This window comes from Flavobacterium sp. PL002, from assembly GCF_054165825.1.
The window spans coordinates 4,406,154-4,418,342 of the sequence record NZ_CM135110.1 but is presented as its reverse complement, the minus strand read 5'-3'; the positions used below and the strand labels follow the sequence as shown (position 1 = coordinate 4,418,342).

10 protein-coding genes are annotated in these 12,189 nt (G+C 31.5%); 6 read left to right on the top strand and 4 right to left on the bottom strand.

Features of this window, described 5'->3' with window-relative positions; translation table 11 throughout:
- Positions 1–40 precede the first annotated feature (40 nt).
- Positions 41–1,174, top strand: coding sequence for an N-acetyl-alpha-D-glucosaminyl L-malate synthase BshA (gene bshA / locus ACVEGE_RS19320; protein WP_173853505.1), 1,134 nt, complete (start codon positions 41–43; stop codon positions 1,172–1,174).
- Between the two features lie 59 nt (positions 1,175–1,233).
- The gene (locus ACVEGE_RS19315; protein WP_192501757.1) at positions 1,234–1,662 is read left to right on the top strand and encodes a protease complex subunit PrcB family protein; all 429 of its coding nucleotides are present in this window, start codon (positions 1,234–1,236) and stop codon (positions 1,660–1,662) included.
- Positions 1,663–1,710: 48 nt separating this feature from the next.
- Here ACVEGE_RS19315 and ACVEGE_RS19310 read toward each other — a convergent pair whose 3' ends face one another.
- A complete protein-coding gene (locus ACVEGE_RS19310) occupies positions 1,711–2,205 on the bottom strand; it encodes a hypothetical protein (RefSeq protein WP_192501756.1) in 495 nt (164 codons plus the stop codon).
- 129 nt (positions 2,206–2,334) lie between these two features.
- The gene (locus ACVEGE_RS19305; RefSeq protein ID WP_173856039.1) at positions 2,335–3,180 is read right to left on the bottom strand and encodes a UDP-2,3-diacylglucosamine diphosphatase; all 846 of its coding nucleotides are present in this window, start codon (positions 3,178–3,180) and stop codon (positions 2,335–2,337) included.
- A 183-nt stretch (positions 3,181–3,363) separates the two neighbouring features.
- Between ACVEGE_RS19305 and aroC the strand changes: the two genes are divergently transcribed.
- The 4 genes from aroC to ACVEGE_RS19285 all read left to right on the top strand — a co-directional run bounded on the left by aroC (position 3,364) and on the right by ACVEGE_RS19285 (position 9,677).
- Positions 3,364–4,434 carry a chorismate synthase gene (aroC, locus tag ACVEGE_RS19300; protein ID WP_173853501.1) on the top strand — a complete coding sequence of 357 codons (1,071 nt, stop codon included), beginning with the start codon at positions 3,364–3,366 and terminating at the stop codon, positions 4,432–4,434.
- 71 nt (positions 4,435–4,505) lie between these two features.
- Positions 4,506–5,783 carry a dicarboxylate/amino acid:cation symporter gene (locus ACVEGE_RS19295; protein ID WP_173853500.1) on the top strand — a complete coding sequence of 426 codons (1,278 nt, stop codon included), beginning with the start codon at positions 4,506–4,508 and terminating at the stop codon, positions 5,781–5,783.
- Between the two features lie 193 nt (positions 5,784–5,976).
- On the top strand, positions 5,977–7,263 hold the full coding sequence (locus ACVEGE_RS19290) for a dicarboxylate/amino acid:cation symporter (protein WP_173853499.1): 1,287 nt from the start codon (positions 5,977–5,979) through the stop codon (positions 7,261–7,263).
- 200 nt (positions 7,264–7,463) lie between these two features.
- Entirely contained in the window at positions 7,464–9,677 is a 2,214-nt protein-coding gene (locus tag ACVEGE_RS19285) for a response regulator (protein ID WP_192501755.1), read from the top strand.
- A gap of 96 nt (positions 9,678–9,773) precedes the next feature.
- On the opposite strand, the gene ACVEGE_RS19280 is transcribed toward ACVEGE_RS19285, so the two are convergent.
- Positions 9,774–11,033, bottom strand: a complete 1,260-nt coding sequence (locus ACVEGE_RS19280) for a DEAD/DEAH box helicase (protein WP_173853497.1) — start codon at positions 11,031–11,033, stop codon at positions 9,774–9,776.
- Between the two features lie 98 nt (positions 11,034–11,131).
- Complete coding sequence (locus tag ACVEGE_RS19275; protein WP_192501754.1) at positions 11,132–12,160, bottom strand: formimidoylglutamase; 1,029 nt, start codon at positions 12,158–12,160, stop codon at positions 11,132–11,134.
- Positions 12,161–12,189 lie beyond the last annotated feature (29 nt).

Genomic DNA, 12,189 nt, shown 5'->3' with positions numbered 1-12,189 from the left:
ACTTGCTTTTTCTTAATTTCGTTTTTATTAAAATACATACATGAGAATTGCAATAGTTTGTTATCCAACCTTTGGAGGAAGTGGCGTTGTCGCTACAGAATTAGGACTTGAATTAGCGCGTCAAGGACACGAGATTCACTTCATAACATATAGTCAGCCAGTACGTTTAGCGCTTTTAAACCCTAATGTTCACTACCATGAGGTAAATGTTCCTGAGTACCCTTTATTTCATTACCAACCTTATGAGTTAGCTTTATCAAGTAAATTAGTTGATATGGTGAAACTTTATAAAATAGAAATTTTACATGTTCACTATGCTATTCCACATGCTTATGCTGGATATATGGCGAAACAAATGCTGAAAAGTGAAGGAATTCGAATCCCTATGGTGACTACACTTCACGGAACCGATATTACTTTAGTAGGAAATCATCCGTTTTATAAACCAGCGGTGAGTTTTAGTATCAATAAATCTGATGTGGTGACTTCGGTATCTCAAAGTTTAAAAGACGATACCTATAAATTATTTAATATTAAGAAAGACATTCATGTTATTCCTAATTTTATCGAATTAGACAAAAACACAACAGATCCTACAATTCCTTGCAACCGTTCTGTAATGGCAAAAGGAGAGGAGCGCATTATTACGCACATTAGTAATTTTAGAAAAGTAAAACGCATCCCAGACATAATCAAAATTTTTCATAAGATACAGCAAGAAATTCCCGCTAAATTAATGATGGTAGGAGATGGTCCTGAAAAAGAAAAAGCTGAATATTTATGTCAAGAACTGGGAATTCAAGATAAGGTCATCTTTTTTGGAAACAGCAACGAGATTGATAAAATATTAAGTTATACTGATTTATTTTTATTACCATCAGAGACTGAGAGTTTTGGACTTGCAGCTCTTGAAGCAATGGCATGGGGTGTTCCTGTAATATCAAGTAATGCAGGAGGATTATCAGAAGTGAATTTTGAAGGTCTTTCTGGATTTTTAAGCGATGTAGGTAATATTGATGAAATGGCTGTAAATGCTATAAAGATATTAAAAGATGATACTGTTTTGTGTGAGTTCAAAAGAAACGCACTTAGCGTAGCTAAAAGATTTGATATTAAGAATATCTTGCCTTTGTATGTTGATTTATATGAAAAAGCAATTAAAAAATATTCATAAACAACAAATTGAAAGTATTACTGTTTATACAGATATAGAATTACTATTTAATAAAAGTCATGAAAAAAACAGTTGGATTAATTTTAGCATTAGTAATGATGTCTTGTGCAGAAACAAAGAAAGTAGTTAAAGAGAGTAACGCTTTGTATGAAATTTTGACACAACAAGATAATGGGGGAGCAAATATTAAATTCTTTGAAATTTTGTCAGAACCTAATGAAATTAAGATGTTGCAAAATGATATCCATTTAAAAAATAAAATTGCAGAATCGGATCTTACGAAAGCTAATTTTTTGATTTTGAATATGGGAGAAAAAAATACTGGAGGTTATGCTATAAATGTTGATAACGTTGTTGAAACAGATAAAAACATTATTGTTACTGTAAAAGAAACTGTTCCTGAATCAGGAGCAATGGTTTCACAAAGTATAGTCTACCCTTATTGTGTAGTTAAAATAAACTCTAAGAAAGAAATTATTATTAAATAAAAAATGCCACTATTTCTAGTGGCATTTTTTATAAATATATTTTAAATATTAAAATTGGTATTTGATTCCCAATGCAATGTCTGGTCCAAAATCTTTATTTACTTTATCTGTAAAATAAACTTCAGGTCTGAAATCTAAAGATAATAACAATGGAATATCAAAGTTATATTCTATTCCTATATCTCCAGCTGCAAATAAATAAGTATAACTATCATCATAACGTTGACCCCCACGGTTATAATCGTAACTAGAGTTAGCTAATCCACCACCAACACCTGCGTACCAGTTGAAACCACCATCAATATTCCATACCCATTGGTATAAACCAGCAAGTTTAATTGCATCAACATCTTTGCTATTTCTCCAACCTAAATCTAATTCTAATCTATTATTGTCAGATAATGCTCTTTGGTAAGTAATTTCTCCTCCAAAACCATCATTATCTCCTAAACGAAGTCCTATTGCATTTTTAGATATCTCTTGTGCTTGTACTGTAAAAGCTAAGCCAACTAGCATTATTGCTGATAAAATAAGTTTTTTCATGATTGTTTTTGTTTTTTACAAAAGTACTACAGCACCTTATTTTATAAGTTATGCTTAAACCATTAATTGTTATGGAATTCCCATAGTTTAAAAATTGTTTAACAATAAGGTTTAGTTTATCAATTAGTTTTAGCTTAGTATTTTTTTCTTGTTTTCACGTATTATAGCATTTAACATTTGGGCGCTAACTAGTTCTTCCATTTCAAACAAGTCTTCATCATCTTCATCGTATTTGGTTTCATCGTAACGGTACATTTTCCATCGTTTATTATTGTATTCTAATGCGGTTAAGTTTTCGACCCAATCACCAGAATTCAAATATAAAGTACTCCCATTTTTATTTTCTTTTTGTATGATTTTAGGTTCATGAATGTGACCACATAAAACATAATCATATTTTTTTTCAATAGCTAAGTCGGTTGCCGTTTCCTCAAAATCTGATATGTGTTTTACAGCTTTCTTGACGCTAGCCTTTATTTTTTTCGAAAAAGAATACGGTTCACGGCCTATTTTTTTTAGACACCAGTTTACAAATCGGTTTGATAAAATAAGGTAATCATATCCTATACCGCCTAATTTTGCAATCCATTTAGCATGGTTAACAGAAGCATCAAAAATATCGCCATGAAAAATCCAAGCTTTTTTACCATCAAGTTCTAATACTAATTTATCTACTAGTGAAATGTTTCCCATATTCATGTCGCTAAACTTTCTAAGCATTTCATCGTGGTTTCCTGTGATGTAATGGACTTTAGTCCCTTTAGAAGCAAAACTTATTATTTTTTGGATGACTTTTAGATGTGATTTAGGAAAATAAGACTTTCTAAATTGCCAAATGTCAATAATATCTCCATTTAGCACTAATGTTTTAGGTTTTATTGATGCTAAATATTTATTGAGTTCGACAGCGTGACTACCGTAAGTTCCTAAATGCAAGTCAGAAATCACTACTAATTCAACTTTTCTTTTTTTCAAGGTATTTTGATTTGAAGTTTAACAAATTAATGCAATTAAAAGGAACTCAATTTGATATTAAGGTTATCATTTTAACTTTAATATTAAATAAAAGCCAAATAATATGTCGTTAATTTAAAAAACTTAAAGCTTAAGCTTTTGAACTTTAAACTAATATATTACATTTGTTCAAAACTAAAAACAATGGCAGGAAATAGCTACGGAACACTATTTAAAATAACCACTTTTGGAGAATCACATGGTGAGGCTTTAGGTGGTATCATTGACGGTTGTCCATCAGGGATAACAATCGATTTAGAAGCAATTCAGCTTGAAATGTCAAGAAGAAAACCGGGGCAATCTGCAATTGTAACTCAAAGAAAAGAACCAGATGATGTACAGTTTTTATCAGGAATTTTTGAAGGTAAAACAACCGGTACTCCGATAGGATTTATTATACCCAATACAAATCAGAAATCAGACGATTACTCACATATAAAAGACAATTACAGACCTAGTCATGCTGATTATGTTTATGAAAAAAAATATGGTGTTCGTGATTATCGCGGTGGAGGAAGAAGTTCTGCGCGTGAAACTGCAAGTAGAGTTGTTGCAGGTGCCATAGCAAAACAAATGTTACCTGAGATAAAAATAAATGCTTACGTATCTTCTGTAGGGCCAATATTTTTAGAAAAACCATACCAAGATTTAGATTTCTCAAAAACAGAAAATAACCCAGTACGTTGTCCAGATGATGAAATGGCGGTAGTTATGGAAGATTATATTCGTGAAATTCGTAAAGAAGGGAACACTGTAGGAGGTACGGTAACTTGTGTTATTCAAAATGTGCCTATTGGATTAGGAGAGCCTGTTTTTGATAAATTACATGCTGAACTAGGTAAAGCAATGCTTTCTATCAACGCGGTAAAAGGTTTTGAATACGGAAGTGGTTTTTGCGGAGCTAAAATGAAGGGTAGCGAACATAATGATTTGTACAACCCTGACGGAACGACTAAAACCAACCTTTCAGGTGGGATTCAAGGTGGAATAAGCAACGGAATGGATATTTACTTTAGAGTAGCATTCAAACCGGTTGCTACAATTATGCAAAAACAAGAATCATTAGATAACAAAGGAAATATTACCGAAATGACAGGAAAAGGACGTCATGATCCTTGTGTTGTTCCTCGCGCGGTGCCTATTGTAGAAGCGATGGCAGCAATAGTTTTAGCCGATTTTTATTTGATAAACAAAACCTATAATAATAACCTTTAACCACTTGATGTTATTTTATATTTTTATCGAAATATAAACGGACCAAGACCATAATAATTTTAAATTACCAAATGCACAATACACCAGAAAAAAAGGCGTCATTTTTATCTAATTTGACGACACAAATCCTAATTGCAATGCTTTTAGGAGGTATTTTAGGAATTGTAATTCACAATACAATTTCAGTAGAATCTGCTTTAGCTTTTAGTGCTAAAATTCAAATATTAGCTACGGTTTTTATTCGATTAGTTCAAATGATTATTTCGCCACTTGTTTTTACCACTCTTGTTGTTGGTATTGCTAAGCTTGGAAATGTAAGCACTGTGGGTAGAATAGGTGGTAAAGCTTTAGGGTGGTTTTTTACAGCTTCTTTTTTGTCTTTATTACTAGGAATGTTTTTTGTAAATGTTTTAAAACCAGGTGAGGGATTAAATTTGTCAAATGTAGATTTAAGTTCAGCATCTGAAGTAGCTGCAAAAACTAAGAGTATTTCTTTTGAAAATTTTATAGAGCACATCGTACCTAAAAGTATTTTTGAGGCAATGGCTACTAATGAGATTTTACAAATTGTAGTTTTCTCTATCTTTTTTGGATTAGCAGCAGCCTCAATAGGAGATTTTGCTAAACCAGTTGTTAATGCGCTTGACAAAACGTCGCACATTGTACTTAAAATGGTTAATTATGTGATGAAATTTGCTCCTATTGGTGTTTTTGGAGCTATTGCAGGTGTTTTTGCGGTAAGAGATTTTCAGGAATTAGCGATTACTTATTTCAAGTTTTTCGGTTCCTTTTTAATTGGGATATCTTCCCTTTGGGTTTTATTAATTGCTGTAGGCTATCTTTTTCTAAAAGGAAGAATGACTGTACTTTTAAAACGCATTGTGAGTCCGTTAATTATAGCTTTTGGAACAACAAGTAGTGAAGCTGTTTTTCCTAAATTAACTGAAGAATTAGAACGTTTTGGTGTAAAAGACAAAATCGTTTCTTTCATGTTACCATTAGGATATTCCTTTAACCTTGATGGAAGCATGATGTACATGACATTTGCGAGTATTTTTATTGCTCAAGCTTATGGTGTACATTTAGATTTAGGAACTCAAATGACAATGCTTTTAGTATTAATGTTAACTAGTAAAGGAATTGCAGGAGTACCAAGAGCGAGTTTAGTTGTTGTTGCAGCAACATGTGGTATGTTTGATATTCCTATAGAAGGAATTGCTTTAATTTTACCAATTGATCATTTTTGTGACATGTTTAGAAGCGCAACAAATGTACTTGGTAATGCTTTAGCTACTTCAGTTGTTGGACAATGGGAAGAAGGGAAAGAAGATATCGTTTCTTTAGATTAAAAAAACTTATAATTTATTATATATCAAGCTCCTCTTAATAAGAGGAGCTTTTTTTGCTTAAAAATCGTTTTTTTATGTTAAAAATGTAATTTTGAGTAACTTTTACGGTATTTATTGTTAGATTGTCATTCCTTATGTACAATTAGTAAAATTCCTCTAATTGTTTTCGGTAAAACCAATTTTAAATAACAATATGAAAAAACTAGCTCTACATTATAAAATCCTAATCGCAATGGTTTTAGGATTACTCTTTGGAATGATAATGAAAAATTTAGAGTTAAATGGTGTTGTTATTGATTGGGTAAAACCCTTTGGAACCATATTTATCAATTTATTAAAAATGATTGCGGTTCCTTTAATTGTAGTTTCTTTAATCGTAGGTTTGTCTGACTTGAAAGATATTTCAAAAATATCAAAATTAGGAGGAAGGACGGTGCTTTTTTACCTTTGTTCTACTATTGTAGCAGTTAGTGTTGGTTTAGGATTAGCGAATGTTATTAAGCCAGGAAGTTATATAAACGAGGAATCAAGAATCTCTTTATTAGAAAGTTTCTCTGTAGATGCAAATCAAAAAATTGAGCTTGCCGCGAAAGCAAAAACTAGCGGACCATTACAACCATTAGTAGATGTTGTTCCTGGAAATTTCTTTGAAGCATTGTCCGATAATGGAAGCATGCTAAAAGTAATCTTGTTTGTAATCTTAATCGGTATTGGATTAATTTTAATCGAAGAAGAAAAAGCGAAACCAGTAGTTGATTTTTTTAAAGGAATGAATGATGTTATTATGAAAATAATTGATATTATCATGCTTTTCTCTCCTTATGGCGTATTTGCATTAATGGCAGCTTTGATGGTCGAGATTCCTGATTTTTCTACATTAGGTGCATTAGGTATTTATGGAATGACTGTTCTATTAGGACTGGCTTTTATGATATTTATTTTTTATCCTACCTTATTATTGCTTTTCGCAAAAGTGAATCCGATACGGTTTTTTAAAGCAATTGCACCTGCGCAATTATTAGCGTTTTCTACTAGTTCTAGTGCAGCAACACTTCCTGTAACCATGGAATGCGTTACTGAGCTGGGTGTTGATGATGAAGTTTCTAGTTTTGTCTTACCATTAGGCGCCACCGTAAATATGGATGGGACAAGTTTATATCAGGCTGTTGCTGCTATTTTTATCGCGCAAGCAATGCTTCCGGCACCATTAGACTTGCATACACAATTGATGATTATAATTACAGCAACTTTAGCATCTGTGGGTTCAGCGGCGGTACCAAGTGCTGGTATGGTTATGCTTGTAATTGTTTTAGGTCAGGCTGGAATTCCAGAAGCAGGATTAGCACTAATATTTGCCATTGATAGACCATTAGACATGTGTAGAACGGTTGTCAATGTTACAAGTGACTCAACGATAGCAACGATCGTAGCTAAATCAGTGGGAAAATTACACCTCCCAAAAGAGAACGTTAAGGGTTAATAAATAAATAGTAAACATTGATTTATAATTCAAATAATGTTCTATATTGCATTGTAATTGAATGTAAAATAGATGTGGTTTTTTATTTTTTATAATCTAAAAATACACCTGTAACTTTCTGTTTTTACTATATTTAGTGTATTCAATATTGAATTAATTTTTGAACACTATTCGCTACCATTCGAAATATAATTTTTAAAATGTTAAATTCACAAGCACTACTTTTAATACTTTATTCCTTCTTTTTTTTTAGTGATAATCCTATCTCTGAAAAACCAATTCCTTCAAGATCAGAGGTTTTAAAAATAACAAAAGACGCTACTAATTATTTAAATGAAAATAATTTTGAAAAATCATTTGTTTTTTCAAGACTCGCACTTCATTATGCAATTAGTATGAAAGACGATTACTTAATTGCAAAATCATATAATATAATTGCTTCTAATTATGAAAGCTTAGCCGAAACTGATAAGGCTATTTTTTATTTTAAAAAAGGGTTGTTTTACGCTAATAAAACAGATAATGATACTATAAAAAATGGACTCAATAATAACTTAGGAAATATTTATTCATTTGGAGAAAATGATTTTAATAAGGGATTGTATTATTATAAAAAATCGTTAGGCTATAGCAATAAAATTGGTTCTCAAGTAAATGTTTTTATTACAAAAATGAATATTACATGGGCTTATTTTTATAAAAATGATTTTGAAAATGGCTACGCTTATTTAGATTATCTTAATAAAAATAAAGATAGATATGCTGATAATTCTGATTTGATGATTGTCAATATGTTAAACGGAATGTATTATAGCAATAAGAATGATTTTGCTAAGGCAAATTCTTATTTTGAAAACGCAGTAAATATAGGAGGACAATTACCTACTAAAGACGATGTGGTTTATGTTTATGAAGAATACGCAAAACTTTTACTGAAACATGGTGATTATAAAAGAGCTTATGAAAATTTAGCGATCTATAATATTATCAATAAAGACATATATAATTCTGAAAAATTACGAAGAACAAATGTTGCGGGTGTCAACCTCGAATTAGACGAGTATAAAAGAAAAATTGATTTAATTGAAACAGAAAATGATTTACAATCTAAGAGTTTGCAAAAAACTAAAATAATTAATATACTTGTTGTAATTGCCTTAATTGTTCTTTTAATATTACTTTATACTCTTTATAAAAGCTATACTTTTAAGAAAAAAAGCAATGCCGATCTAATACTTAAAAACGAGGAATTAAAAATAGCTAAAGATAAAGCAGAAGTTGCGTCGCAGTTAAAGTCGCAATTTGTTTCAACAATAAGCCATGAATTAAGAACTCCATTGTACGGTGTCATTGGAATTACAAATTTACTATCAGAGGAACACAAAGAGCTTGCGGATAGTCCGCATTTAAATTCGCTAAAATTTTCTGCAAGATACCTGCTGTCATTAGTTAATGACGTATTACAAATTAATAAAATTGAAGAAAATAGAATTGTTCTCGAAAGATTGGCTTTTAATATCAACGACGAAATAAAACTTATAAATGATTCTCTAGCTTTTATTGCCGAAAATCATCACAATACAGTTACAATAAACATTGATCCTGAAATTCCTGAATATTTAATAGGTGATAAATTAAGATTTTCACAAATAATGATAAACCTACTTAGTAATGCGCTAAAATTCACTCAAAATGGTAGCATTCTTCTAGAGGCTAAATTAGAAAAGGTAGAAGTCGATACCTATTTTATAGCTTTTAAAGTTCAAGATAACGGAATAGGAATTGCTGTAGAAGATCAGGAGAAAATTTTTGAAAAATTCAGTCAAGTGAGTAGGCAAGAAATTGATTATCAAGGAACAGGTTTAGGACTACCTATTGTGAAACGATTATTAGAACTCTTCAATAGTAGTATCATTATCGAAAGTGAATTAGACAAAGGGACTACGTTTAGATTTGTAATACCGTTTGAATACGATCCTTATAAAACGATTGAGACTTTTAATAATAATAATTTAGATTTGCAATCAGGAGAAAGCTACTCTGTTTTAGTGGTTGATGATAATAAAATTAACCAATTAGTGACAAAAAAAATAATAGAAAATAATAACTATAAATGTACCATAGTTGATTCAGGTTTTGCGGCTTTAGATGCTTTAGAAACGGAAACATTTGATGTTATTTTAATGGATATTAATATGCCATTAATGAATGGTTTTGAAACGACTAGAAAAATAAGGCAACAAGGAGTGGTAACAGCCATAGTTGCTTTAACGGCATTTGATAAAGAGGAAATTACTGAAGAAGCTATTTCGGCAGGATTCAATGATATTATTATAAAACCATTTGATCCAGTACTATTATTTAAAACGATCAATAACCTTATTCATAGTCAAAACGAAGAGTTCTTAGTTTAAAAGTTTTATTTTTATTATAAGATTTTGGTAAAAAAAAAGTGCTTTTCCTATATTAGAAAAAGCACTTTTTTGTGACTATTAGTTAAAGACTGTGTATTAATACCATCTTTTTTTATTCTGTTTAGAAGTAGTTGACTTTCTTGATTTATGAGCAGCACCGCTTCTATTAGAGTTTTTAGGTTGAGTTGAACCTCCAGAAGCAGTTTCAGGACTTCCTGAATGCCAAGGGTAAGGGTGTTCCTTAACTGTTTCAACATCTACTTTAATTAATTTTTGAATGTCTTTCCAGTAGGCATGTTCATCTTTACTACAAAAGGAGATTGCTACACCACCGTTACCCGCACGACCTGTTCTACCTATACGGTGAACATAAGTTTCAGGTATATTAGGTAAGTCAAAGTTGATTACAAATGGTAATTGATCAATATCAATTCCACGTGCAGCAATATCAGTTGCTACAAGTACACCTACTTCTTTATTTTTAAATGCTTCAAGTACTCTTTGTCTTGCATTTTGTGATTTATCACCGTGAATTGCTTCTGCAGCGATGTTGTTTTTTCGTAATGCTTTTACAACATTGTCGGCACCGTGTTTTGTTCTAGAAAAAACAAGCACATCAGTCAAATTATCATTTTTAATTAAATGATATAACAAGTTTCTTTTTTCTGCTTTTTCGACGTAATAAATCTTTTGCTCTACATTTTCTGCAGTAGAAGATACTGGAGAAACGGTTACTGTCTCTGGATTAGTTAAAAACATTTCTGCTAGTTCACGAATCGCAATTGGCATTGTTGCAGAAAAGAATAAAGTCTGTCTGTTCTTTGGCGTAAGCTTAACTATTTTCTTTACATCATTTACAAATCCCATATCGAGCATTTGATCAGCTTCATCAAGTACTAAAGTGTGTAAGTGATCTAGGTCAATAAACCCTTGTTTATGCAAGTCAAGGAGTCTTCCTGGAGTTGCAATTAAGATGTCTACACCATTTTTTAAAGTATCAACTTGTGGGTTTTGTGAAACACCACCAAAAATAGTCAATTGTGTAAGGTTAGTGTATTTTGCATACGTATCAAAACTTTGACCAATTTGAACAGCAAGCTCTCTTGTAGGAGTAACTACTAATGCTCTAATTTGTTTGGCTTTTTTTGACGATCCTACAATACGGTGTAGTTGGTGTATGATTGGGATAGCAAATGCTGCTGTTTTTCCTGTTCCTGTTTGGGCACAACCTATTAAATCTTTCCCAGCTAACACTAATGGAATAGATTGTTCTTGAATAGGTGTAGGGTTAGTATAGCCTAGTTCGTATACGGCTTTTTGAATACTTTTTGAAAGTGATAAATCTTCGAATAACATATTTTAAATATTAAATATCTTGTATTAAGTACATAGATAGTGGCGCAAAGATAGTGTTATTTATCGATTCGCTAATTTTTGGCTGTATTTCTACTCTTTTATTGGTTTGATTTTATAAAGTCGGTTACTAAATAACCAATAAGTTTACCAATTAAATGGTTATTCTTCTCTTCTCCTAAATCAGGTGCGCCTTCGCAAATGTGTAAATAGGCAGCGTTTTTATTTCTTCCGAAGAAAGATACAAATTGACGCAGTTGTTCTACTGAAAATCCACTAGGTGTCATGGCACTACTAGCAATGTTTGGAATAGCGTCTAAGTCAATTTCGAGACCAAAAGATTCTGTTTTAACAAACTCTAAGGCACTAATCATTTCTTGATTAAATTCTTTTTCTCTCCTTATATTCAAACTGTCATAAGTAATATAGCGAACGCGATCTTCGGTTTTTTTAATAAGATCTAAAACACTTTTTGAAGTATAATTTTCGTGTAAACCAAAAATAAAATATTTCTTTAGAAAACCTTCTTCATACGCATACGAAAAACCATTGCCACTATGACGTCCTTCTAGAATTCTAAAATCAGAATGCGCATCAAAGTTGATAGCATTAATTGGTTTTCCTTTTGCGAGAGCGGTACCTTTTATATTACCATAGGAATTGTTATGACCTCCGCCAATGATAATAGGGATTTTACCTGCTTTTACGATACTGAAAATAATATGAGAAACCTCTTTGTCAATCCGCTCTACTAATTGGCTTAATTTAGAACGGTCATCGATGTCATTAAAATCAAGATTTTCGACTTCTTTCATTTCATCGCTAACGTTAATTTGACCTAATATCAGGATTTGACTACCTTTACAAAAGCGATTATGTTGAATATTTGCAATATTTTTTATAGCACTTTTCCAAGCCGATGCAGCACCAGGACGGCCATAATTTGCTCGGATACCTATGTCTTCAGGAATTCCTAAAATCACATATTTAGCTTCAGTCTCTTCTAAAAACAACAGAGGGTCAGTACCTTTAGGAATGGTCATCATTTTTTCACCAAACTTAATTTCGCCGCTTCTGTGATTAGTTACCTTAGCAAGATCATTAGGTGTAAAAGGCACAAGTTTTTCCATAAACAAATTTATATTTTTTCAAAAATAAT